This is a genomic window from Erythrobacter tepidarius (genome assembly GCF_002155695.1).
Taxonomy (GTDB): Bacteria; Pseudomonadota; Alphaproteobacteria; order Sphingomonadales; family Sphingomonadaceae; genus Erythrobacter; species Erythrobacter tepidarius.
In genome coordinates, this window is record NZ_MUYJ01000001.1 from 87,243 (window position 1) to 111,372 (window position 24,130).

Genomic DNA, 24,130 nt, shown 5'->3' on the forward strand with positions numbered 1-24,130 from the left:
CGCATGAGCCGTATGATGATCCTGCCGGTGACCGTGGCGACCGTTGCGGCGCTGTGCGTGGCCGCGCTGGGCGCGACCGTCACCGATCTCGGGCCGTGGTACCAGGCGCTGGTCAAGCCCGCCTGGAATCCGCCCGACGTGGTATTCCCGATGGGCTGGACCTTGATCTACGCGCTGATCACCATTTCGGCGATCACCGCCTGGCGCGCGGCGCCGACTGCGGCGGAGGCGGAGTGGGCGATCGGCCTGTTTGCGCTGAACGGCTTTCTCAACATCACCTGGAGCCTGATCTTCTTCCGGATGCAGCGCCCCGACTGGGCCTTCATCGAGCTGATCGCGCTCTGGCTCTCGATCATCGCTCTGGTCATCTATTGCGGGCGCTTCTCGCGCACTGCGGCGGCGCTGCTGGTGCCCTATCTGGCGTGGGTGAGCTTTGCCGGTGCGCTTAACTGGGCGGTGGTCGAACTCAACGGTCCCTTCGGTTGAGCCGGGGCAAGGGGTGGCAATGATGGCCTGGCTGTTCGCCTCCGGCCACGCAGCCGATGTGATTCTGGCCGTGCTGTGTGCCGAGGGCATGTGGCTGCGTTGGCAGCGCGCTTGGGGCTGGGGTGCGGTGCTCGGCCTGCTGGGGCCGGCGGCGCTGATCGTGCTCGGCCTGCGTGCCGCCCTGACAGGTGCCGCGTGGTGGTGGATCGCTCTGCCGCTCGCCGCTTCGCTTCCGCTCCACCTGATGGATCTTCGCAGCCGAATGGCCGCGCGCCGTCAGCCCGAGGTTTCGCCCTAAAGGCGGGCAAAGAAAACCCGGCCGGGCCGTTGAGGCCTGACCGGGTTTCTGTCGCCCGCCGCACGGGCGGGCTGCACCGGTTCCTATTCAGCAGGCTGCTGGGCGAACTGGAGCGCACCGCTCGAGTCGTAGTGGATGGTATCGGGTGCGTAGTGGTGTTCCTGCGCCCAGAGGTACCAGTTGTCGACGACCGTGCCGGTGAGCAGGATGCCGATGCCGCCGGTCAACGTGGTGAGCACTGCAAACCACCAGGCCCAGCGGTGGATCGATTCGAAGGTGGCGTTGAAGCCCATCACCCAGCGCCAGAACAGCGCGCCGCGCTCGGCCGCAGTGCCGCGGTCGGTGATCTGTTCGATCTCGCGCTCGCCGCCATAACGGCCAAGCGCAAGGATCGTCGCCCCGTGCATCGCAAACAGCACCGCCGATCCGTAAAGGAAAACGATCGAGAGCGCGTGGAACGGATTGTAGAACAGGTTCCCGTAGACCAGCGAGAAATTGTTGGTCCAGTCGAGATGGCTGAAGATGCCGTAGGGCACGGCCTGCGCCCATTCGCCCATCAGCATGGGCCGGATGAAGCCGAGCACCAGGAACAGCCAGATCGCCGAGGCGAAGGCCCAGGGAATGTGCATCCCCATGCCCAGTGCCTTGGCCCTGTAATAGGTGCGCGCCCACCAGGTCAGCACCGCGATGGTGAGGAATGCGCCGGTGATGATGAACCAGCCGCCCTTGTCGAGCGGAACGAACGGGCTGAAGCCGTATTCCGGCCCCGGAGGATCGAGCGAGAGCCAGAAGAATTCGCGCATGAAGGTTTGCGGCGACCAGCCGGCCTGAGCCCAGAAGTTCAGCCCGATGATCAGGATGGCCGCGCCGCCGAAGGCGAGGCTGATCACACCCAGCCAGCCGAGATAGATCGGGCCGAGCTGGGCCTGACCGATCTTGCCCATCCAGCGGTTGTGGCCGACAAGCGCAAGGCGTGCCTCGCTCCCGTCGAGGTGCGGGACACCCATTTCGGGCGGCCCTTGCACTTGCACCTGGGTGAAGATGTTTTGGTATGTCGCCATGGTTCAGGTGCTCCTTACGACCAGATCGGGATCTTCTTCCAGAAATCCCAGAATTCGATCCAGCTGCCGACATACAGAGTGCCGGAAATGACGATGCAGATGGCGCTCCAGAACCCGGCGCTCAGCGCGAGGAAGAGCCCCACCCGGTGAATGCCGAGCGTGCCGACCGAATAGCCGATGAAGTCACGGAAATAGGTGTCTTCATATTCCGGCGATTTGACGTCGGTACCGCCGGTCGGGTTGACCGCCGACAGGACCAGGCCGCCATGCAGGGCGAGCGCGAGGCAGTTCGTGAAGAAGAACGTGATCGCGAGCATGTGCACGGGGTTGTAATGGAAGTTCCCGAAGGCGTAGCCCACGTTCGAGACCCACACGAGGTGCGTCCAGATGCCGTAGGGGAAGCCGTTGGCCCACGCGCCCATCCACACGGGACGGATCACGTTCAGGGTGACATAGGCGAACACGGCGACGCTGAAAGCGATCGGGACGTGGTAGCTCATGCCCAGCTTGCGCGAGATTTCTGCCTGGCGCATCACCCATGAGCCGAAGGCAATGACGGCGCAAATGGTGATGACCTGCCAGTATCCGCCTTCCTTCAGGGGAGCGAAGGCGAGGCCGTACTCGACCGGCGGCGGGTTGATCGAGATCAGCCACGGGTTGAGGGTCGGACCTTGGGTCGCGGCGGCGAAAATCAGCGCCGTGCCAAGCAAGGCCGCGATTGCCGTCGTCACTCCGAAGAATCCGACATAAAACGGCCCGACCCAGAAGTCGAACAGGTCGCCGCCGATCAATGTGCCACCGCGTACGCGGTATTTCCGCTCGAAACTAAGGAGCGCCATAGGTCCATCCTCCCCGCCACAAGGGCGGGTGCTGTAGGTTGTTCGACGAGTGTCAGGAGGCAGGCAGGCGAACCTGCCCCCTCACATTTCGAGGCTACTATCCCGCCGCCGGAGCTTCCGACGACTCGATAGCGGCCTGAGCCGGCGCCGGGGCACCGGGAGCGCGCTCGAGCCAGTTGTAGCGATCCGTGCTGAGCAGGATGAAGTGGATGGTGAAGGCCAGCACCGCGAGACCCACATGCAGGGCCACGAGCGTACGGCGGATGTCAAAGTAGAACCAGATTCTCCACATGGGAAAATTCCTTTCTTGAACCGTTCAGAAGATTGCGCCGCCCGCACCTTGCAGGCCACGCGAGATCGTCACGGAATTAGAGCCAGGGCTTGTAAGCCCACATCAGAGCGTGAGCGACCAGCGCGATCGCCACATAGAGGACAAAGGTCCCCATGAAGCCCTTGTGGATTTCCTGTGCCTCTTCAGGCGTCAGGTGAGTCCCGATGCGTTCATTCATTGGACTTTCTCCGTTCAGTTGGGTGGAAATGGAGGCACGATGGCCCCCGTCGGCATCCCCGCGTGATCCCCCACGTGGATTGGTTCGCCCCTTTGACTGGGGCATGGTGGTGTGCCGGCACGGCGAAGCGCCGCGCCCGCGACAAGAGGGTGGCGTAGCGGGCGACAGCGCCGCTCATGCGCCCGCTCCTTCCAGCAGCGCCTCTTCGAGGCAATCTGCCGTGACGACATCATGGCCGCGCTGGCGTGCGGTCCGTTCGGCCGCATCGCGCAGGCGCTTGGCGGCGGAAATGCGGATCAGCACCGGCTGGGCTTCGACCATGCTATCCAGCCGCGCCTTGGCCTCCTTGTCCCAGGTCAGCTCGGTCAGGCTGCGCGCCGGGGTCTTGTCGACCTTGTCCATCTCGGTGGCGAGCGGGAGGATGTGGAACAGCGCGTCGAACAGCGCATTGCACACTTCCTGCACGAGGTAGGTCGCGCCCGAATAGCCCATGAAAGGCGTGCCGGTGTGGCGCCGGATCGCCGCGCCCGGGAAGCTCGCCGCGATATACACCCCGCGCGCCCCGCACTCGGCCATGTACATCCGCTCGTTGTAGCTGCCGAACAGCACCAGCGGCGGGTTGGCATGGATGGCGGCGCGCACCTCGTCGTTCTTGGGCTTGACCCCGGCGCGGCGCGCGAACGCGAAGTTGCAGGGTAGCCCCATGTCGTCTTCAAGGAAGTGGCGAATGCCGCGGGCATAGGTTTCGTTGGCGACGATGCCGAAGCTGGCCGTGGCGAAGAAATCCTGCGTGACCGAGCGCCACAGATCCCACAACGGCTTGATGGTGGTGTGCTTCTCGCGCTCGATGAACGGCTCCGGATCCAGCCCCAGCTCGGCGCCCAGCGCGCGCAGGAACTTGGTCGTCTGGTTCAGCCCGATCGGCGCCTGGAAATAGGGCCGCTCAAGCGTTTCGCACAGGTTGCGGCCATATTCGCGGTAGAGGCAGACATTGGCTTCGGCCTGCGCCAGCTTGGCGATGTCGGCGAGGTGGGTGCCGAGCGGAAAGACCACCCCGACTTCGGCCCCGATCCCTTCGATCAGGCGACGGATCTCGGCGAGATCCGAAGGCATGTTGAACATCCCATAGGCCGGGCCGATGATGTTCACCTTGGGCTTTTCGCCTTCCTTGCGCTCGCGCGGGGCGGGCATCTTCTTCGGGCCGAACTCGGTCCACAGCCAGGTCAGCGCACGGTCGGCCGATTGCCACTGGTCTTCATCGATGGTGCGCGGCAGGAAGCGCTTGATGTTGGTGCCTTCGGGCGTCACCCCGCCGCCGATCATTTCGGCGATCGAGCCGGTGACGACCACCGCGGGCAGTTCCGGATCGAGCGTTTCCCAGGCGCGCTTCATCGCGCCTTCGGTGCCGGTCTTGCCGAGCTCCTCTTCGGCCAGGCCGGTGACGACGATCGGCAGTTCGTGCGGGGGCAGGGCGTCGGTGTAGTGCAGCACCGAGGTGACCGGCAGGTTCTCGCAGCCCACCGGGCCGTCGATGATCACCTGCAGGCCCTTGACCGCGGTGAAGACATAGGTGGCGCCCCAGTAGCCGCCGGCACGATCATGATCGAGAACGAGCGTCATGTGCCGATCGCCTCCGCTGCCTTGCGCGCCGCTTCGTTGAGGGCAGCGTATTTCTTGCGGAACTTGGGCCGGTCGACCGGCACATCCTCCCACACGCCCGCAGCGTGTTCGGTGCCGACGCCTTCGAAGAAGTCGCGCATCGCATCGAACCGGGTCTTGTTGGCCATCGCCGCGTTGATCACCGTGGCAAGGCTGCCCGCGCCCGCCGGGCCCATCAGTGGGCGCGCCGAGATGAGGTTGGTGAAATAGAGTGAAGGGATCGCCTTCGACTTGGCGTGCTGCACCACCGGGGTGGTGCCGATGGCGAGATCGGGCCGATATTCCTCGACCGCGGCAATGTCCTGTTCGAGACTGGCGCGGAACTGGATTTTCACGCCCCTGGCTTCGAGCCATTCGCGATCGGGATCTGACCAGCGGGTCTTGGGGCAGGCGGTGCCGACATAGGCGACATCGGCCCCGCTTTCGACCAGCAGGCGCGCCACCAGCAGTTCCGAACCCTCATAGCCTGAAACCGTGATGCGGCCCTTGATCGGCATCTTTTCGAGCGCGCCCTTGCAGGCGGCGATCATCGCGTTCTTCACAGCGTCGACCTGGGCCTGCGGCAGGCCGAGCGTGTCGCCCAGCGATTGCAGCCAGGCAGCCGTGCCATCGGCACCGACCGGGGCCGAACCGATGATCGGGCGGCCCGCGGTTTCGAATTCGCGGATGCTGGCGGTGTAGAATGGATGGATCGCGGCGACCACGGCGCAATCGAGCGCGGCATAGAGCTCGCGCCATTCGCGGGTTGGCACCACCGGGCCGGCGGCAAGGCCGAGCGGGGCGAGCAGCTGCCCGATGACGACCGGATCGGCCGGGAACATCTCACCCAGCAGCGTCACCGTCGGCCTGTCCGCGCGTTCGCGCGGCGCCGCGACGGGGCCGGACATGACTTCCTCGCGGGCATATTGCAGCATCGCCCCGGCGAGCACGTCCTTCGCTTCGGCATGGGTTGGCACGCCAAAGCCGGGCACGTCGATGCCGATGATGCGCACCCCGTTGATCTGCTTCTTCAGCAGCCGCAGCGGCACGCCGCTGGCGGTGGGGACGCACAGATTGGTGACCACGATCGCATCGTAGAGCTCGGGATCGGCCAGGCCTTCGACGGCCTCCTTGATGTCCTCGAACAGCTTGCCGGTGACGAGTGTTTCGGAATTGAACGGGACATAGCCCACCGTCCGCCGCGCGCCGTAGAAGTGCGAGGTAAAGGTGAGGCCATAGACGCAGCAGGCCGAGCCTGAGAGCACGGTCGCGGTGCGCCGCATTCTCAGGCCCACCCGAAGTGACCCGAACGCGGGACACATGGACTGGGGTTGGTCGTGCGGCCCGCGCCCGGGCGCGACCGGATAGTCGGCGGCATAGCGATCGAGAATGTCGCTCTTGCCAGCGGCGCGGGCGGCGGCGCGCATGGTTTCCTTGCCACCGTGGCAGCCCGAGCCGCTGGCGAATGCCGCACCTTCGGGAGCAGCGGAAAGATCGATCCGGTCCGGGGCGCGGGTGTCGCCGGTGGGGGTCAGATCGTCCATCGCCGTCATGCCTCGTCGTAGATCACTTCGAGGCTGGGGCGCTGTTCGAACACGCCGCCGCGCATGTCGGCCTGTGTTGCGGGGATCAGCTCGATCGCGCCGCCGACCTGATCGGGGCTGAACAGCGCCAGCAGTTCGTCCTGCGACAGCGGCTTGGGCCGCAGCGGCGGGGCGTTGGCGACATTCGTGGCCAGTTCCTCGAATAGGCCACCCCATTCTCCGCCGGGATAGCCAATGATCTGGTAGTTCGCGCTCTTGCGGCGGATGTCCTCGTGCGCGGGGATCGCGGTGAGCACCGGGATACCGACCGTTTCGGCGAAGGCATGGGCCTCGCCGGTGCCGTCGTCCTTGTTGACGATCATGCCCGCCACGCCGACATTGCCGCCCATCTTGCGGAAATATTCGACCGCGTGACACACGTTGTTGGCGACATAGAGCGACTGCAGGTCGTTCGAGCCAACCACGATCACCTTCTGGCACATATCCCGCGCGATCGGCAGGCCGAAGCCGCCGCACACGACGTCGCCGAGGAAGTCGAGCAGCACGTAATCAAAGCCCCAGTCGTGGAAGCCGAGCTTCTCGAGCGTCTCGAACCCGTGGATAATGCCGCGCCCGCCGCAACCACGGCCGACTTCGGGGCCGCCCAGTTCCATCGCGAACACCCCGTCGCGTTGGAAGCACACGTCTTCGATGCGCACTTCCTCCCCGGCGAGCTTCTTCTTCGACGAGGTTTCGATGATCGAAGGGGTGGCCTTGCCGCCAAACAGCAGGCTGGTGGTGTCGCTTTTGGGATCGCACCCGATCAGCAGCACCCGCTTGCCTTGCTGGGCCATCATGTAGCTCAAGTTGGCCAGCGCGAAGCTCTTGCCCGAGCCGCCCTTGCCGTAGATCGCGATGATCTGGGTGTCCTTGGTCGCCTCGCCCGTATGAACCGGATCGGGTTCCTGCGCCGCTTCCTCGCGCAGCCTTGCGGCTTGATCCTCAAGGGTTCGGGTTTCGAGCATCGACATCTAGCAATCACTCCAATCGAGCACCATTTTCAGGCAGTCGGGATCGCTGAAGGCCTGCGGATAGGCGTCGGTCGCCTCGGTCGCCGGACGGCGGTTGGTCACCAGACCATCGAGCCCGAGCCTTCCGCACTCGATCAGCGCGCGGGTTTCGGCGAGATCGCCCGGCTGCCATTCCGCCGCGACGCGCAAGTGTACCTCCTTCATGAAGGCCGCCGGGAAAGCGAAGCTCACCCGTTCGGAATAGAACCCGGCGAGCACGATCTCCCCCCCCTTGGCGAGCCGCATCACCAGCGTGTCGATAAGGCCTGCATCGCCGCTGGCATCGTAGATCGCATGATAATCGCAGCGCTCGTCCTGCGACGGGTCGATCACCTGATAGCCGACCGCTCCGGCGCGGCGGGCCGGATTGGTTTCCCACACCGTCGGCGCCTTGCCGCCGAGCGCCAGCGTCAGCCGCGCGAGCAGCCGGCCGAGCACGCCGTGGCCGATGATCAGATCGGGCAGGGCGTCGCGGTGATGGAAGCCGCCCTTGATGGCATGGAGCGCGGTGGCGGCCAGCGCACAAAGCACGCCGGCATCGCCGAGATGTTCGGGGATCGGCAGCGCGCGCGCCGAAGGCACGATCACCCGGCGGGCGGTGCCGCCGAACAGGCCGCGGGCATCGGTGTAGCAATTGGCGCCGGGGACAAACACCCAGTCACCGATCCGTCCGCGCGCCTGGGCGCCCGCATCGACGATCCGGCCGACCGATTCGTAGCCCGGAACCAGCGGATAGCCAAACCCCGGGAAGGGCGGCATCTTGCCGGTCCACAGCAGCTTTTCGGTGCCAGTGCTGATCCCGCTCCAAGCGATATCGACCACGACATCGCCTGCTTCGACCGGCTTCATCTCGAGCGGCCGGAGCGCCAGGCGCTCCGGAGCTTCGAGGATGACTGCCAGCGTATCCATCTGTTTCCGCTCTCCGCCCGTGGATTCTCGAGGCCGAAAACGTCGACTCGAAAAGTCCGCTGAAACGTTCTCCCAACTGTTTGCTACGCTTTACGTTCCCGACTGTCAATTTTTATGGACAAAGTTCCCTCAGGCCCGGGCGATAATCACGCTTGCGTTGACCGGTTGCGCAGTTGCGACGAGCCGAGCATGCGCAAAACCGGCCTGCTTGAGCATGGTTGTGATTTCCGCCGGGCTGCGCGCGCGGCCCGATCCCATCGCCCACAGATAGAGACCGAAGAAGGCTTCCCCCATGGGTTCTGCCCCGCGAATCCGGGCCATCGGCTCGGCGATCAGCAGCCGTGCGCCGGCGGCGAGGCTGGCGCGGATATTGGCAAGCAAGGCCAGGGCCGGCGCGTCGTCGTGATCATGCAGGATCCGGATCAGCGACACCATGTCATAGCCTTGAGGTATGGAATCCTTGAAGAAATTTCCCGCATGCACGCAAACGCGCGCGGCCCCCACCGCCGCCTCCAGATGCTGCCGACCGGTTTCCGCGACCTCCGGCAGATCGAACAGGCCGAGTTCGAGGTGCGGCCAGGCGGTCCCGATCGCTTCAAGGAAGGCGCCGTGCCCGCCGCCCACATCGAGCAGCCGGCGCACGTCGCGAAAGCGCACCGAGGCCAGCACCTCGTCCGCGACGAAGTGCTGCGATGCGGCCATGAGTTGTGAATATTCAGCGGTTTGCCTGCCGCGCTCGGCCACTCCTTGCAGTGCGCCGGCGTAGGTCCAGAAGCGCGACAGCGCGGTCGCCTCGCGCCGGTCGGCGCGCAGCAGGGCGAGCGGATCGGCGAGATCGGCATAGAGCAGGCGGTGGTGACGGATCATCGCCTGCACCCCGGCATTGGCGGCGAAGACCGCGCCCTGTTCGCCCAGCATCCAGCGGTCCGGCGCGGCTTCCTGCGTGAGCATCAGCGCCCGTCCGGCACGCAGCAGGGTGAGCGCCGCGGTTTCGCTGAGCGCCATGCGCGGGGCAATCTCGCCGACGCCGAGCGGGCCGTCCTGCAATATCTCGAACAGTCCGCCCTCCACATAGGCGCGCAGCACCTGCGAATAGGCAAAGCCCGCCAGCAAATCGAAGGCGGCATTGGCGCGACGGCGTGCGATCAAGCGGATCAGCGGCAGGCGCGCAGCCCAATACTGGAAGCGGGGGTTGGCAAAGACGCGGTTACGACGCTTGATCCAGCCGATCCGCAAGGCGCTCCAATCGATCACTGGCAGGAATTTTCGGCGAGCATATGTCTAAACAATTGGACAGATGCAGTGACAAGGTCAATGATATTGTCACGGGGATCCACGGGAGGACGGGTGAGCGCACGAGTCGCCGTGATCGGAGCCGGAATCGGCGGGCTGGTAAGCGCCGCTCTGCTGGCGGCCCGCGGGCATGACGTGACCGTGCTCGAAAAGGAGGCTTGGGTCGGCGGCAAGGCGCGGCGCGTGAGCCTCGACGGGGTCGAAATCGATGGCGGGCCGACGGTCTTCACCTACCGCGAGGTGTTCGATGAGGTTTTCGCGGCCTGCGGTGCGCAGTTCGACGATCATGTCATCGCCCGGCGCGCCGACATCATCGCCCGCCATGCCTGGGACGCCAGCGGCCATCTTGATCTGTTCGCCGACCGCGAAAGGAGCCTCGCGGCGGTCGCGGCCTTCGCCGGTGCCGAGGCGGCGCGCGGCTATTGCAGCTTCGCGCGCGAGGCGCAGCGCATCTTCGACGTGCTCGAACACCCGTTCCTGCGCGGCGACAAGGCTTCCAGCCCGCTGCCGATGATGTGGCGGATGGGCTTGGGCAGGCTCCCTGACATGTTCGCCATGCGGCCGTTCGAGCGGATGTGGGACGCGCTGGGGGGTCACTTCAAGGACCCGCGCCTGCGGCAATTGTTCGGGCGCTATGCCACCTATTGCGGCTCCTCGCCCTTCGCCGCGCCCGCCACGCTGATGCTGATCGCCCATCTGGAGGCGCGCGGGGTATGGCTGATCGAAGGCGGGATCCATGCGCTGGCCGCGGCTCTCGCAATGCTCGCGCAACGGCTGGGCGCGCATGTGCGGACCGATGCGCCGGTGGCAAAAGTGCTCACCGCCAGTGGCCGCACCAGCGGCGTGCGTCTCGCCAGCGGCGAGACTATCCCGGCCGAGATCGTGATCTGCAACGGCGATCCGTCCGCGCTCGCCACCGGCCGCTTCGGCGCCGAGGCCCAGCGCGCGATGCCGGCGATCCCGCCGGCCAAGCGCTCGCTCTCGGCGCTGGTGTGGTATGCCCATAGCCGCACCCGCGGCTTCGACCTCACCCATCACAACGTCTTCTTCTCGCGCGATTACCCGCGCGAATTCCGCGAGATCGGCGCCGGGGCAACCCCGTCCGAGCCGACCGTCTATGTCTGCGCGATCGACCGGGGAGCGGCTGCCGACGCGTCGCCGCCATCGGGCCGCGAGCGCCTGCAGATCATCGTCAACGCGCCCGCCAACGGCGACGCGCGCCGCTATTCACCCGAGGAGAGAGAGCGATGCACAAGGGCCATGAGAGCCACGCTGGAGCGCTGTGGTCTCACGCTGGAAGATCCGCTGGAGCACCGGCTCATGACGCCCGAGGACTGGGAGCGGCTGTTTCCGGCCACGGGCGGCGCGCTCTATGGACGAGCGTCACACGGTTGGGCGGCCTCTTTCCAGCGGCAGGGTCCGAAAACCCGGCTGCCCGGTCTCTATTGCACGGGCGGGGCGACCCATCCGGCGGCTGGGGTGCCCATGGCAGCCTTGTCCGGGCAGCTGGCAGCCAGGGTGATCGCGAAGGACCTCGCTTCGACGAGGACATCCCCGCGGGCGGCTATTCCTGGTGGTATGTCGACGCGATCAGCGACGACGGGCAGCACGGGCTGACGATCATCGCCTTTCTGGGCAGCGTGTTTTCGCCCTATTACAAGAAGCGCGGGCGGCGCGATCCGCTCGATCATGCCGCGCTCAATGTTGCGCTCTACGGGCCTCAGGCGCGCTGGGCGATGACCGAGCGCGGCCGTGCCGCGGTGCGGCGCGATGCCGCCGACCTGATAATCGGGCCGAGCGCGGTGCGCTGGGAGAACGGGGCGCTCACCATCGACATCCACGAAGGCGACACGCGCCTGTTCGTGCCGTGGCAGCGCCCGGTGCGCGGTCGGGTGCGGGTCTATCCCGAGGCGCTCAACCGCGTCGCCTTCGCGCTCGATGCGCGGCACAGCCATATCTGGCACTGCCTTGCCCCGCGCGCGCGGATCGAAGTGGCGATGACTTCGCCCGCTCTCGCCTGGAGCGGCAAGGCCTATCTCGACCACAACCGCGGCGCAGAGCCGCTGGAGGCCGGCTTCCACACCTGGCACTGGTCGCGCGCGCATCTCAGGCAAGGCGCGCTGGTGTGCTACGAGGGCGAGCGCGGCGACGGTTCGCTCTTCGCCAGCGCGCTGCGCTTCGCGGCGGACGGCGTGCCCGAGCCGGTCGACCTGCCGCCGATCGCGCAGCTTCCGCCCAGCAAGTGGCGGGTCGATCGCCGCACCCGCAGCGACATCGGAGTTGCCGAAGTGCGCCGGACGTGGGAGGATACGCCTTTCTACACCCGTTCCGAACTGGCCTCACGCTTCCTTGGCGAGGAGGTGGTGGCGGTGCAAGAAAGCCTCGACATGCGGCGCTTCTCCTCGCCGCTGGTGCAGTTCATGCTCCCCTACCGGATGCCGCGAAGAGCGCGCTAAGGCCTCAACCGAACAGGTAGAGCCGGGTATCCGGATTTTCGCGGCGCCACATCACGCTGTCGAGAAAGTAGTGGTGGATGTTGATGAAGATCCAGAAGGTGAACAGGAACAGGAAGCCCGTGATCGCCTGCCGGTCGTAGGGCACGATGCTTTCGGCCACCAAGGGAATGGCCCAGAAGGCAAGGAAGCCGAGCAAGGCGCCGGTCGCCACGAAGGCGATCATCTGGCCCACCGGACTGGGGCCGAACAGCGCCCGCAGCAGGTTGCCTTTGCGATAGGCGACGTTGGCGAGCCGGGCCTTTTCATAATTGAGCTGGTAGCGCCACACCACGGTCAGATATTGCAGCGAATGGAGCGCCGGCACCACCAGCACCCAGAGGGGATTGACGCGGAGGAAGGCCAGCCACAGATAGAGGCTCACGCCATAGGCCACGACCCCGGTGACCGGCAGCGTGCCCTTCCCCCGCCAGTGCATCGCCAGCGTCCAGACCGACAGCGCGGTGGTGAGGCAGGCAGCGGCGCTCGTCAGGAAGAACAGCGGCTGCGGCAGGGCGAAGCTGTAATAGGCAAGGCCCCAGAGGTTCTCCTGCTGCACGGCAAGATTGATGCCCACCCACGCCGCCAGCCACACAGCATAGCAATTGGCAAGCAGGATTTTCTTGGTCCGCTCATCAAGGAAGCGCCGCTTCAGCGCCGCATCGACCATCAGCATCCCGTAACCCTGCTTGGCATAGTGCCAGCCCACCGCGAGCGCCATGAGGTTCCCGGCATAGCCGAGCAGCCGGGTATCGGCGGCAAGCGCGCCATGGACGAGGAAGGCCGCGAGCAGCAGCGGCACCACCAGTCCGGCGACCAGATAGCGCACCTGCATCGCGCGTCCGAGCGCGGGCGTGAAGGCCTTGCGAGCATAGCCGCGATAGAAGATCTGGTAGCTGTGGGCGAAGTGCGGGTGGTTGACGAGATTGGTCAGCAGCATCATCGCCGTCGCCAGCGGGGCCTTCAGTTCGGCTTCGGGCAGCAGGAAGATCAAGGGCAAGAGCAGCAGCGAGGAGCCGCCGAGGCAAAGGAAATCGATCACCGGGCCGAACAGGTGGCGCGGCGCGGGCGGGGCGGCCTGCGGGGGCGCTGCCTCGCCGGCTTGCTGCGCGGCCAGCAGGGCAATCATCGCCGAAGACTGCATATTCATGGTCGTCGTCCCCCGCTCGCGCATGGCGATGCGCCCTGGCTGTGCAGCGGCTCGACTAGCCGATTATCCTTAATGAAAACTTGAGACGGGGCTTTGCGCGCTTAGCCCTCGGGCGGCTGACCATCGCGTGCGGCGGCGTCTTTCGCCGCCTTTTCCGCGCGGGTTTTCTTGAGCATCCGGTCCATCTTCCAGAACTGCCAGACCCCCAGGCCGATCGCGAGGCCATAGAACAGCGCGATCTCGATCCAGCCGAAATTGCCCATTGCGCCGCTCCTAAGCCCGCTCTGCAAGGAAGGCGGCGATCTGCGCAGCGGCCACGCCGGGAGCTTCCTCGTGGGCAAGATGGCCCAGAGTGGGCAGGACTTCAAGCCGGGCATCGGGGAGCCAGCCGGCCGCCTCGCGCGCCCAGTCGAGCGGGATCGCCGGGTCCTGACCGCCGTGCACCAGCAGCACTGGATTGCGAACCTCGCCCATCCGCGCGCGCAAGCCGGGCAAGTCCCAATTCGCCATCATCGCGAGGCCGCCGCCCGCGTGCCGGGCGTTCTTGAACAGCGTACGGTAGCATTCGAACCCCACCGGATCGATCCGCGAGCGGGTCGCGCGCCACAGGAACCGTCTCGCCCCGCCGGCCCAGTCGATGGTGCTCGAAAACAGGCGCGGCACCAGCGGATTGACGAACAACGCCTTGGCAATCGCCGGATAGATCTGCGCCAGCGGCCCCGGAAAAGGGCGCAGCGCGGCGGACAGGCCGACGATCGGCCCGTCAAGTCCGTGCGCCAGCGCGAGCTGCAGCGCGAGCGCAGATCCGGCCGAATGGCCGACAACCGCCACCGGCGCGACATCGAGCGCGGCCAACAGCCCGGCCACCTCGGCCGCCATGGCGGGCAGGCTCATGGCGTAGGCGTCATGCCCGGTGGTGAAGGCATGGCGCGGCAGGTCGGGTGCGATAACGGTGTAATCCTGCGCCAAGCGCGGCATCAGCCCGCGCCAGGTGTGCACCGAGGCGCCGGTGCCGTGGAGCAGCAGCAGCGCTGGGCCGGAACCCATCTGCTGCACGTGCCAGCGCGCCTTGCCGACGGGCACGAAGGTGCTCGCATCCCGGTGCGGCCAGATCAGACCCTCGCGGTTCCAGTCGAGCGTGCTCATGCCGCCTTGCCGAGCATTTGCGCGGCTTTGATTGCAGATTGCAGCATCCGCGCGTCGGCACGGGGCAGGGCGAGGAAGCGCCCGCCCATCGCTTCGGCCAGCGCCGCGCCTTCGGGGCCGGGGCGGGCCGAGATGTCGATCACGAGCGCGTCGATCCCGCGTGCGCAGATTGCCCGGGCGGCGGCTTCGGCGTCTTGCCTGGCCTGCGCCCGGCCGGGCGAGCCGTCGGCGGCGATATTGGCGCGCCCATCGGTGAGGATGACGAGCGCCGCGCTGCGGCCGCGCGCGATGACCGCTTCGGCGCATTCCCGCGCGGCGTTGAGGCCCATCGCCAGCGGGGTCCCGCCACCGCCCGGCAGGTCGATCAGGCTGCGGCGTGCGCGGGTGAGCGAGCGGGTGGGAGGCAAGAGCAGTTCGGCCGTCTCGCCCCGGAACGCGACCAGCGCTACTTGCGAGCGGGTGACATAGGCCTGTGCCAGCATGAGTTCGACCGCGCCCTTGGCCTCGGCCAGCCGCGCCGCCGCCGCCGAGCCGGAGGCATCGACCGCGAAGATCGTGACCCGCGCCGCGCGCTCCTCGAAGCGGCGGATGCGCAGGTCTTGCTTGCGCATGATGATCGGCGCGTCGGGGTTTGCGCCCTGTTCGCGGCGCCGCACGGCTTGCCACGGCACCGCGGCGCGCAAGCTGTCGATCAGCGCCAGCTTGGCCCCGCCGCGCGGGATGCCCGGGCGCGCGCCCAGCGGCTTGCCGCGCGTGGCGGCCTTGCGCTTCTGGCCGGTGCCGCTGGCATTGCTCCGGCGCGGGGCCTTGCCCTGCGCGAGTTGCGCGAGGAGATTGGCCGGGATCGCCGCCTTGGCCGCCTCGACCAGAATGTCGGCCAGCTCCGGCTCCTGCTGTTGCTGCCTTTCGCTGTCCTGCTGGTTGTCACGCTCGCCCTCGGGCGGCGGGGGCGGCTCATCCTGCTGCTCGGGGGGGTGTTCCGCCTCCTCGGGTGGCAGGCGCGTGGCGCGCGGTGCGAGCACCAGGCGCACCGCGCCTTCCAGATCGCGCGCCTCCGCCGCCCCGCGCCCGTCGAGCGCAGCCAGCGCGCGGGCGGCCGCGCCGGCGAAAATCAGCGCACGCAAGCTCACGACCCCAAGCATTTCGGCGGTGGCGGCCAGTGCCTTCATCGCCGCCTCATCGAGCGGCGCTACATCGGCAAGGCTCCCAACGGCGGGAGCGAGTTCCACGCCCTGCCAGCGGCGCGACTGGCTGAGATCGCAGGCAAAGGCGAGGCGCTCTGTAAGGCTGACGGGCGGGCCTTCGTCCGGCTCGGTCGCATCGTCGCACAGCACCAGTGCGGCTTTGCCTTCGTCAGCCGAGGAGTCGAGCATTTGGGCGAGCCGCCCGGCAATGCTCGCATCCATCCGCTCGGCCATGCCTGCGATCAGCGCGCCCCCGCGCGCTTCCTCGATAAGGCCCGTCTGGCGCACCGGCTTGCCGGCCGCGAGGCTGGCGGCAAGATCGATCCCGCCCAGCAGTCGCTCGTCATCGACATGGCCGGGCATCCGGCGCAGCGCGATCGCCTCGCCCAGCGCCGCCACCAACGCCTCGCGTGCCGGCGATGCGCCGCGCAGCACCATCCCGCCGAACAATCTTGGCGCCAGAAGAAACAAGCGCGCCGCCAGCACCGCCTCGTCCAGCGGATCGACGCTGGCCTTGGCCTCGATCATCCGAACAGCTCTTCGATCGCGCGGGTGATGCGTGACGTCGAGCCGGTCTCGTCGAGCACGTCGCGCCGCAGCCGGTGGCGCAGCGCCGAGGGGGCAATGGCCACGAGGTGCTTGCGGGTCACCGCCTTGGCCCCTTCGAGCGCGGCCAGCGCGCGGGCCGCGCGCATCAGCGTCAGCTCGCCGCGCAGGCCATCCGCGCCCACGGCAAGGCAAAGCTTGGCGCAATCGCGCAGCACCTCGTCTGAAGGGATCAACTTGGGCAGTCTGGCCTTGCCACGGGCGATGCGCTTGAGAATCTTGTCGTCCTCCGCCGCCCAGCGCGCGGCGAAGCCCTCCGGGTCGGCCTCGTTCTCGGCCACCCGCTGCATGATCGTGATGCGCACGTTGATATCCTTGGGAGTGCGCACCTCGACCGACAGGCCGAAGCGGTCGAGCAGCTGCGGACGCAACTCGCCCTCCTCCGGGTTGCCGCTGCCGATCAGCACGAACCTGGCCGGGTGGCGCACCGAAAGACCCTCGCGTTCGACCACGTTCTCGCCCGAGGCGGCGACATCGAGCAGCAGATCGACGAGGTGATCCTCGAGCAGGTTGATCTCGTCGATGTAGAGAAAGCCGCGATGCGCCTTGGCGAGCAGGCCTGGCTCGAACGCCTTTTCGCCCGACCTCAAGGCGCGCTCGAGGTCGAGCGAGCCGATCACCCGGTCCTCGGTCGCGCCCAGCGGCATGTCGACGAAGGGCACGGGGCGCTTGACCATCTTGCCGGTGCCGCACACGTCGGGATAGCGCGCCTGATCCTCTTTCGAGGCGCCATAGGGGCAATCCTCGGCCGCCATGATCGGGGGCAGCAGGCTGGCGAGCGCGCGCGCGGCGGTGGACTTGCCCGTCCCGCGATCGCCGAACACCATCACCCCGCCTACCGCAGGATCGACCGCCGCAATCAGCAGCGCCTGTTTCATCTCGTCCTGCCCGACGATCGCGGAAAAGGGAAATCGTGCCATAGGTCTGGCGTTGTAACGCGGCCTTGCGGCGGGACAAGCTGCAAGTTGGACAGATATGCCGTCCAGCCCGCTTTACACCGCGCTATCTTTTCCCCAGCCGGCTGAGCAGCAGCACCGGCAGCAGCCCCGCGGCGAGGAGGATGAGCGCCGGGATCGAGGCCTCGATCAATCGTTCGTCGCTGGCCAGCCGGTAGGTGCGGGTGGCGAGGGTTTCGAGATTGAAGGGCCGCAGGATCAGCGTTGCCGGCAGTTCGCGCACCGTGTCGATGAACACCAGCGCAGCGGCGCCGGCAAGGCTCGGTCCCAGCAGCGGGGCATAGATGCGCGCCAGCACCCGTGCCGGCCCCGCGCCGAGCGAGCGCGCCGCGGCATCAAGCCCGGGCGGAATGCGCGCCAGCCCGCCGCTGACTGCGTTGTAGGCGACCGTCAGGAACCGCACCGCCAGGGCATAGACCAGGATCGCCGCAGTACCGGTCAGCAGCAGCCCGCCGCTCCACCCCAGCCAATCGCGCGCCAGGCGTGTCAGGCTCTGATCGAGGCTGCCGAGCGGGGCGAGCAGGCCCACCGCCAGCAGCGCGCCGGGCAGGGCATAACCCAGCGTGCCGAGCCTGATCGCACCCGCCGTGAGCCGCGAGGCCGAGCGCGCGCGGGCGAAGGCCAGCAGCAGCGCGGCCACAAGGCACACCCCGCTGGTGGCCAGCCCGAGCCACAGGCTGCCCGCCGCATAGGTCGCTAGATCGCCCGCCGCCCCGCGCGCGGCCTCGGTCAGCGCCATCGCGCCGAGCGCGCCGGCAGGCACGAGAAAGCCGAAAAGCACCGGCGTGAAGCAGGCGAGGAAAGCAAGCGCCTTGCCGCCGGGCGAGAGCGCCACCAGCGGTTCTGCCCCTGCGCGCGCAGCCAACCCGTCGCGGCTGTCGCTGCGCCCGGCGCGCGTTGCCGCTTCGAGCGCGACCAGCGCGATCACGAAGACCAGCATCACCGCCGCAAGCTTGAGCGCGGCCGGCTTGTCTCCCATCGCCAGCCAGCTGCGGAAAATGCCGGTCGAGAAGGTCGGGATGGCAAAATATTCCGCGACGCCAAAATCTGCGAGCACCTCCATCAGCACCAGCGCGAGGCCACCGGCGATGGCCGGGCGCGCGGCGGGCAGGGCCACCCGCCAGAAGGCCCGCGCCGGGCCGGCGCCCAGGCTGCGCGCGGCGCGCAGCTGGGCCAGGCTCTGCGTGGCAAAGGCGGTGCGCGCCAGCAAATAGACGTATGGGTAGAGCACCAGCGCCAGCACCAGCGCCGCACCGCCGAGCGAGCGGATCTGCGGAAAGGCATAATCTGCCGGGCCCCAGCCGGTAAGGCCGCGCAGCGCGCTCTGCACCGGCCCGGCATAGTCGAGCAGGTCGGCATAGACATAGGCCGCGATATAGGCCGGCACCGCCAGCGGGAGCACCAGCGCCCAGCCGAGCACGCGGCGCCCCGGAAAGGCGCTCGCCGCCACCAGCCATGCGCAGCCCGTGCCGACCAGCGTGGCCAAGCCGCCCGCCAGCAGCATGAGAAGGCCGGTGTTGGCGAGATATTCGCCCAGCACCGTGCGCGCGAGATGGACGATCGCCCCGATCCCGCCCGCGGCCGCGGCGAACAGGATCGCGCCGATCGGCAGGCCCGCCAGCGCGGCAATGGCGAGCGCGGCAAGGCTCCAACGGGCGCCCGATCCCGGGTTCGCCTGCGCGCGCGCGCTTGCCTGCGGGCCTGCAAATTGCCTAAGGCGGCTCACCGCACGTCCCCGGCTGTCATGGGCAGGATCATCATTTGAGCCTCGAATTCCGTCATATTGCCCATGCCTATGGCCCGGTGCGGGCGCTGGAGGACGTGAGCTTCAGCGCGCCGACCGGGGAGATCACCTGTCTGCTTGGCGCCTCGGGTTGCGGGAAGTCAACTCTGCTGGCGCTCGCTGCGGGGATGCTGCGGGTGCAGCAGGGCAGCATCCTGCTCGATGGCGCGGTGCTGGCCGATGCCCGGAGGTGCCCGCCGCCCGAAGCGCGCCCGGTGGGGCTGGTGTTCCAGGACGGCGCGCTGTTTCCGCACATGACCATCGCCGCCAATATCGCCTTCGGCCTGCCGCGCGAGCGCCATGGCGAGGTCGAAAACTGGCTGGCGCGGGTCGGTCTGGCGGGACTGGGTGCGCGCTATCCGCACGAATTGTCGGGCGGACAGCAGCAGCGGGCCGCGCTCGCCCGGGCGATGGCGCCGGGGCCGCAGGTGCTGCTGATGGACGAGCCCTTCGCCAGCGTCGACATCGTCCTGCGCCGCCGCTTGCGCCGCGACTGCCGCATCATCCTGCGCGAGCGCGGCGCGACCACGGTGCTCGTCACCCACGATCCCGCCGAAGCGCTCGACATTGCCGACCGGATCGCTGTGATGGAGACCGGGCGGATCGTCCAGTTCGCCTCGCCCCAGGAATTGCACGATGCCCCCGTCAGCGCGGCGGTGGGGGCGATGTTCAGCGGCGCGCAGGTGGTGCCTGGGACGCGGGCCGAGGTCGGCTTTGCCTCGGCCTTCGGGCGATGGCCCTGGGAATGTGCGCTGGGACACGTGCCCGATGTGGACGAGGTCGACCTGCTGGTCCATGCCGATGCGCTCGATCTCATCGAGGATGCCGGCGGCCTCACGGTGCGCGATTGCCATGCGCAAGGCAAGGGCGTGCGGGTGGTGCTGGTGGCGCCCGACGGCAGCGAGATCACCGTCGAAACCGCCGCCCCCGTCAATCCTGGGGCACGCTACCGGGTGAAGCCGCGCCCCGGCACGCTCAGGGTGTTCGCGCGAAATTAAGGGTTGCGCAGGTTCAGATAATATTGCAAGTCATTCGCAATTCTTGACTGGAAAGCCTCACCATGAAGAACCTGCTGCTCGGCCTGATCGCCTGCGCCGGCCTTGCCCTGACCGCCGCCTGCTCGCAAACTCCCGAGGGAGAGGGTGCCCCCGTGCCGATCACCGGCGAGGTCAATATCTACTCCTCGCGCCATTACGACACCGATCTGGCGCTCTACGATGACTTCACCAAGGCCACCGGCATCAAGGTCAACCGGATTGAGGCCGATGCCGACGCGCTGATCGAACGGATCAAGTCGGAGGGCGAATTCAGCCCGGCCGATATCCTCATCACCGTCGACGCCGGGCGTCTATGGCGCGCCGAGCAAGCGGGCGTGCTGGCGCCGGTCGGTTCGCCGGTGCTGCGCGAGCGCATCCCCGAACATCTGCGCCACCCGCAAGGCCTGTGGTTCGGCCTGTCGACCCGCGCGCGGATCATCATCTACAACAAGGCCCAAGGAAAGCCGGAAGGCCTCGCCAATTACGCCGATCTCGCCAACCCGAAATTCAAGGGCCAGATCTGCATGCGTTCGTCCTCCAACATCTACAACATCTCGCTGCTCTCCAGCATCATCGCCCACAAGGGTGCGGCCGAGGCGGAAAAATGGGCCAAGGGCGTGGTCGCCAACTTCAAGCAGCCACCGCAAGGCAATGACACCAGCATGATCGAGGCGGTGGCGGCGGGCGAGTGCCGCATCTCGATCGTCAACACCTACTACCTTGCGCGCTATGACGGGGGTGATGCCAAGCAAAAGGCGATCTTCGATGCCGTGGGGGTGATCTTCCCCGATCAGGCCGGCACGGGAACCCATGTCAACATCTCGGGCGCGGGCGTGGTCAAGACCGCGCCCAACCGCAAGAACGCGATCAAGTTTCTCGAATACCTGACCTCGCCAAGCGCCCAGCGCTACTTTGCCGACGGCAACAACGAATATCCCGCAGCCGCCGGCCTCACGGCCAATTCGGCGGTCGAGCAGCTGGGCAGCTTCAAGGCGGACACGCTCAGCGCGGCAGAAATCGGCAAGGGCCAGGCCGAGGCGGTGAAAATCTTCGACCGGGCGGGCTGGAACTGAGCGGCGGGTTGATCTGCCGCAATCCAAGGCCCGCTTTTGCCCCTTATCACTAAACTGTCTTGAAGGGGGCGCGGTTGTCGGCCATGTGCGCCCTCATTCCGGCCGCCCGCATGGGCGGCGCTGACCACAGTTCCGAGGCCCTTTTGAACCAGCTCACCCTGACCCGCGACCAGTTCATCGAAAGCGCGGCGCTCTCCGTCGAGACCATCACCGATGTCCACCACTGGTGCGACGGGCTGTTCAGCCTGAAGATGACGCGCCCGGCGAGCTTCCGCTTCCGTTCGGGGGAGTTCGTGATGATCGGCCTTCCCGGCGACAACGGCAAGCCGCTGCTGCGCGCCTATTCGGTCGCTTCGCCCTCCTATGCCGAGGAGCTGGAGTTCCTCTCGATCAAGGTGCCGGATGGCCCGCTGACTTCCCGCCTGCAATATATCCAGCCCGGCGATCCGATCTATCTCGGCAAGAAGCCGACCGGCACGCTGGTGACCGACGCGCTGCTGCCGGGCAAGCGGCTGTTCATGCTCTCGACCGGCACCGGGCTTGCCCCCTTCATGAGCCTCGTGCGCGATCCCGAGGTCTATCAGATGTTCGAGGAAGTGATCGTCGTCCACTCGGTGCGCCATGTCGCCGAACTGGCTTACCGTGAACTGCTGGAGAGCAGGCTCGAAGGCGACCCGCTGCTCGAGGACGAAGATCGCGCGCGGATGATCTACATCCCCACCGTCACCCGCGAACCCTTCCACACCACGGGGCGGATTCAGGCGCTGATCGACGATGGCCGCCTGTTCGCGCAGTCCAAGGGCCCCAAGCACTTCGTGCCCGAGGAAGACCGCGTGATGCTGTGCGGCTCGATGGCGATGATCAAGGACCACGCCGCCGATCTGGAACGCCGCGGGTTTGAAGAGGGCGCGAACAACAAGCCGGGGCAGTTCGTGATCGAACGCGCGTTCGTTGGCTAGGGCGCCTTCGCTTTCGTCGCCGCGTGGGTGACACGCGGCGCGCTTGCCTTGCCGCCAGACATTCGAGGCCAAGGCCCAAGCCCCGGATCGGATTCGGGACGACCGACGGCGGGCGGGGCGTGAGCCACCCCCACTTTCGCGCTTGACCCTTGCCAGCGCGCGGGCTTGTATCGTGGCAAATCGAAACCCATTGCCCGGAGAGAAGCCCGATGCTCGCAACCGCCCACCGCACCGCCTACAACGCCGATCACGAGGCCTTCCGCGACACTGTCCGCAAGGTGTTCGCCGAACATCTCACCCCCCATCTCGACGAGCACGAAGCTAATGGCATCGTCCCGCGCGAGGTGTGGAAGGCGGTGGGCGAGGCGGGCCTCTTGTGTCCGACGGTGAAGGAGGAAAACGGCGGCCTCGGCCTCGACTTCGGGTTCAACTGCATCGTCGCCGAGGAGCTTTCCTACCTTGGCTCGTCGGCGGGCTTCACGCTGCAATCGGACATCACCGCCAATTATTTCGAGCGCCTCGGCACCCCCGAACAGCGCGCCAAGTACCTCCCCGGCATGGTCAGCGGCGACATCATCACCGCCATCGCCATGACCGAGCCGGGCGCAGGCTCTGACTTGCAGGGCATCCGCACCACCGCGAAGAAGGACGGCAACCACCTCGTCATCAACGGGTCGAAGACCTACATCACCAACGGCCAGAACGCCGATGTGGTGATCGTGGTGGCCAAGACCGACCCGGACAAGGGCGCGAAGGGCATTTCGCTGGTGCTAGTCGACGCCGACACCCCCGGCTTCGAGCGCGGCCGCAATCTCGACAAGATCGGCCAGCACGCCGCCGACACCTCGGAACTGTTCTTCAACGATTGCCGCGTGCCGATGACCAACATCCTCGGCGCCGAGGGCATGGGCTTCGTCCACCTGATGGAGGAACTGCCGCAGGAGCGCCTCAGCATCGCGGTCGGCGCGCAGGCAGCCGCGCAGCGCGCCTTTGACGAAGCGGTGAAGTTCACCAAGGACAGGAAGGCTTTCGGCAAGACCGTGTTCGAGTTCCAGAACACCAAGTTCACCCTTGCCGACCTCAAGGCCAAGCTGCAGGTCGGCTGGGCGCATCTCGACTGGGCGATCAAGCGCCATCTCGCAGGCCAACTCACCACCGACGAGGCGAGCGCCGCCAAGCTCTGGCATACCGAGCTGCAATGGGAATGCTGCGATGTCGCGCTCCAGCTTCACGGCGGGGCGGGCTACATGAACGAATACGCCATCGCCCGGCTGTGGCGCGACGCGCGGGTGACGCGTATCTTTGGGGGGACGAACGAAATCATGAAGGAAGTGATCAGCCGCTCGATTTAAGCGCCCTCGGAGGAGCCTGAAATGACCGAACCGCTCGACTTCACCGGCAAGCGCGTCCTCGTGATCGGCGGGTCGAGCGGGATAGGCAACGGCATCGCCCACGGCTTCCGCCAGCGCGGCGCGGCAGTGACCGTCACCGGCACCCGGCCCGATTGCGGCGACTATCTCGAGGCCGAGGATGCGGATTTTACCGGCCTTGACTACCGTCAGCTTGATCTGACCGATCGCGATACGGCGGAACAGTTGGCAGCCACTTTCGGCCCGCTCGATGTGCTCGTCCTCTCGCAAGGCACCGTCCGCTACGGACGGCAGGAATTCACCCGCGAGGGCTGGGACGCGGTGGTCGATATCAACCTCAATTCGGTGATGGACGCCGCCCGCGCTTTCCATCCCGCACTCGCCGCAAGCGGGGGCACGATCATCATCGTCTCCTCTGTCGCCGCGTTCAAATCGACCATCGGCACGCCTGCCTATGCCGCCTCGAAAGCAGGCGCTGCCAGCCTTACCAAGACGTTGGGCGAGGCCTGGGCGCGGGACGGCATCCGGGTCAACGGCATCGCTCCGGGCCTCGTGCCGACCAAGCTCACCGCGGTGACCACCGAGCATCCCGAAAGGCTTGAAGCCACCATCAGGAAGATCCCCCTGCGCCGGATGGGCACGCCCGAGGACATGGCCGGCGCCGCGCTGTTCCTGGCTTCGCCATTGAGTGCCTACATCACCGGCCAGACGCTGGTGGTCGACGGCGGCCTCACGCTCTCCTGAGGAG

24 protein-coding genes are annotated in these 24,130 nt (G+C 67.1%); 9 read left to right on the forward strand and 15 right to left on the reverse strand.

Going from position 1 to position 24,130, the window contains the following annotated elements; translation table 11 throughout:
• The first annotated feature begins 3 nt into the window (after nt 1-3).
• A complete protein-coding gene (locus BZF61_RS00405) occupies nt 4-486 on the forward strand; it encodes a TspO/MBR family protein (RefSeq protein WP_211276684.1) in 483 nt (160 codons plus the stop codon).
• 19 nt (nt 487-505) lie between these two features.
• The gene (locus tag BZF61_RS00410; RefSeq protein WP_211276685.1) at nt 506-784 is read left to right on the forward strand and encodes a hypothetical protein; all 279 of its coding nucleotides are present in this window, start codon (nt 506-508) and stop codon (nt 782-784) included.
• Nucleotides 785-867: 83 nt separating this feature from the next.
• Here the strand turns inward: BZF61_RS00410 and pufM are convergent, their stop codons facing one another.
• From pufM to BZF61_RS00455, 9 genes are all read right to left on the reverse strand, one after another.
• Nucleotides 868-1,845 (reverse strand): photosynthetic reaction center subunit M, encoded by a 978-nt coding sequence (gene pufM, locus BZF61_RS00415; RefSeq protein WP_086616662.1) that lies wholly within the window; start codon nt 1,843-1,845, stop codon nt 868-870.
• A 14-nt stretch (nt 1,846-1,859) separates the two neighbouring features.
• Complete coding sequence (pufL, locus tag BZF61_RS00420) at nt 1,860-2,684, reverse strand: photosynthetic reaction center subunit L (RefSeq protein WP_086616663.1); 825 nt, start codon at nt 2,682-2,684, stop codon at nt 1,860-1,862.
• Between the two features lie 97 nt (nt 2,685-2,781).
• On the reverse strand, nt 2,782-2,976 hold the full coding sequence (pufA, locus tag BZF61_RS00425; RefSeq protein WP_086616664.1) for a light-harvesting antenna LH1, alpha subunit: 195 nt from the start codon (nt 2,974-2,976) through the stop codon (nt 2,782-2,784).
• A 76-nt stretch (nt 2,977-3,052) separates the two neighbouring features.
• A complete protein-coding gene (gene pufB, locus BZF61_RS00430) occupies nt 3,053-3,193 on the reverse strand; it encodes a light-harvesting antenna LH1, beta subunit (RefSeq protein WP_086616665.1) in 141 nt (46 codons plus the stop codon).
• A 174-nt stretch (nt 3,194-3,367) separates the two neighbouring features.
• The gene (gene bchZ / locus BZF61_RS00435) at nt 3,368-4,813 is read right to left on the reverse strand and encodes a chlorophyllide a reductase subunit Z (RefSeq protein ID WP_086616666.1); all 1,446 of its coding nucleotides are present in this window, start codon (nt 4,811-4,813) and stop codon (nt 3,368-3,370) included.
• A complete protein-coding gene (bchY, locus tag BZF61_RS00440; RefSeq protein ID WP_143736847.1) occupies nt 4,810-6,375 on the reverse strand; it encodes a chlorophyllide a reductase subunit Y in 1,566 nt (521 codons plus the stop codon). The genes bchZ and bchY overlap by 4 nt, the downstream gene beginning before the upstream one ends.
• A gap of 5 nt (nt 6,376-6,380) precedes the next feature.
• Nucleotides 6,381-7,385, reverse strand: coding sequence for a chlorophyllide a reductase iron protein subunit X (locus BZF61_RS00445; RefSeq protein WP_169711917.1), 1,005 nt, complete (start codon nt 7,383-7,385; stop codon nt 6,381-6,383).
• Nucleotides 7,386-8,333: a chlorophyll synthesis pathway protein BchC gene (bchC, locus tag BZF61_RS00450; RefSeq protein ID WP_086616667.1), complete on the reverse strand. Its 948-nt coding sequence runs from the start codon at nt 8,331-8,333 to the stop codon at nt 7,386-7,388. It lies immediately after the preceding gene.
• Between the two features lie 129 nt (nt 8,334-8,462).
• Nucleotides 8,463-9,587, reverse strand: coding sequence for a methyltransferase (locus BZF61_RS00455; RefSeq protein ID WP_086616668.1), 1,125 nt, complete (start codon nt 9,585-9,587; stop codon nt 8,463-8,465).
• Between the two features lie 93 nt (nt 9,588-9,680).
• On the opposite strand from BZF61_RS00455, the gene crtD reads away from it, so the two are divergent.
• Both crtD and BZF61_RS00465 read left to right on the forward strand, forming a co-directional pair.
• Complete coding sequence (gene crtD / locus BZF61_RS00460) at nt 9,681-11,243, forward strand: 1-hydroxycarotenoid 3,4-desaturase CrtD (RefSeq protein ID WP_211276686.1); 1,563 nt, start codon at nt 9,681-9,683, stop codon at nt 11,241-11,243.
• A gap of 23 nt (nt 11,244-11,266) precedes the next feature.
• Nucleotides 11,267-12,082, forward strand: coding sequence for a hydroxyneurosporene dehydrogenase (locus BZF61_RS00465; protein ID WP_086616670.1), 816 nt, complete (start codon nt 11,267-11,269; stop codon nt 12,080-12,082).
• 4 nt (nt 12,083-12,086) lie between these two features.
• Here BZF61_RS00465 and BZF61_RS00470 read toward each other — a convergent pair whose 3' ends face one another.
• From BZF61_RS00470 to BZF61_RS00490, 6 genes are all read right to left on the reverse strand, one after another.
• Nucleotides 12,087-13,268 carry a hypothetical protein gene (locus BZF61_RS00470; RefSeq protein ID WP_211276687.1) on the reverse strand — a complete coding sequence of 394 codons (1,182 nt, stop codon included), beginning with the start codon at nt 13,266-13,268 and terminating at the stop codon, nt 12,087-12,089.
• A 101-nt stretch (nt 13,269-13,369) separates the two neighbouring features.
• On the reverse strand, nt 13,370-13,531 hold the full coding sequence (locus tag BZF61_RS15715) for a hypothetical protein (protein WP_158094037.1): 162 nt from the start codon (nt 13,529-13,531) through the stop codon (nt 13,370-13,372).
• 10 nt (nt 13,532-13,541) lie between these two features.
• Nucleotides 13,542-14,414, reverse strand: a complete 873-nt coding sequence (gene bchO, locus BZF61_RS00475) for an alpha/beta fold hydrolase BchO (RefSeq protein ID WP_086616671.1) — start codon at nt 14,412-14,414, stop codon at nt 13,542-13,544.
• Nucleotides 14,411-16,126, reverse strand: coding sequence for a magnesium chelatase subunit D (locus BZF61_RS00480; RefSeq protein ID WP_086616672.1), 1,716 nt, complete (start codon nt 16,124-16,126; stop codon nt 14,411-14,413). The genes bchO and BZF61_RS00480 overlap by 4 nt, the downstream gene beginning before the upstream one ends.
• Nucleotides 16,123-17,124 carry a magnesium chelatase ATPase subunit I gene (gene bchI / locus BZF61_RS00485; RefSeq protein ID WP_086616673.1) on the reverse strand — a complete coding sequence of 334 codons (1,002 nt, stop codon included), beginning with the start codon at nt 17,122-17,124 and terminating at the stop codon, nt 16,123-16,125. Before bchI ends, BZF61_RS00480 begins: the two co-directional genes overlap by 4 nt.
• Before the next feature lie 82 nt (nt 17,125-17,206).
• Nucleotides 17,207-18,886 (reverse strand): ABC transporter permease, encoded by a 1,680-nt coding sequence (locus BZF61_RS00490; RefSeq protein ID WP_086616674.1) that lies wholly within the window; start codon nt 18,884-18,886, stop codon nt 17,207-17,209.
• Nucleotides 18,887-18,921: 35 nt separating this feature from the next.
• On the opposite strand from BZF61_RS00490, the gene BZF61_RS00495 reads away from it, so the two are divergent.
• From BZF61_RS00495 to BZF61_RS00515, 5 genes are all read left to right on the forward strand, one after another.
• Entirely contained in the window at nt 18,922-19,941 is a 1,020-nt protein-coding gene (locus BZF61_RS00495) for an ABC transporter ATP-binding protein (RefSeq protein ID WP_245804438.1), read from the forward strand.
• Between the two features lie 62 nt (nt 19,942-20,003).
• The gene (locus BZF61_RS00500) at nt 20,004-21,053 is read left to right on the forward strand and encodes a Fe(3+) ABC transporter substrate-binding protein (protein ID WP_086616675.1); all 1,050 of its coding nucleotides are present in this window, start codon (nt 20,004-20,006) and stop codon (nt 21,051-21,053) included.
• A 110-nt stretch (nt 21,054-21,163) separates the two neighbouring features.
• Nucleotides 21,164-22,012 carry a ferredoxin--NADP reductase gene (locus tag BZF61_RS00505; RefSeq protein WP_425429591.1) on the forward strand — a complete coding sequence of 283 codons (849 nt, stop codon included), beginning with the start codon at nt 21,164-21,166 and terminating at the stop codon, nt 22,010-22,012.
• A gap of 209 nt (nt 22,013-22,221) precedes the next feature.
• Nucleotides 22,222-23,364 (forward strand): acyl-CoA dehydrogenase family protein, encoded by a 1,143-nt coding sequence (locus BZF61_RS00510; protein ID WP_086616676.1) that lies wholly within the window; start codon nt 22,222-22,224, stop codon nt 23,362-23,364.
• A 21-nt stretch (nt 23,365-23,385) separates the two neighbouring features.
• Nucleotides 23,386-24,126: an SDR family NAD(P)-dependent oxidoreductase gene (locus BZF61_RS00515; protein WP_086616677.1), complete on the forward strand. Its 741-nt coding sequence runs from the start codon at nt 23,386-23,388 to the stop codon at nt 24,124-24,126.
• The last annotated feature ends 4 nt before the right edge of the window (nt 24,127-24,130 follow it).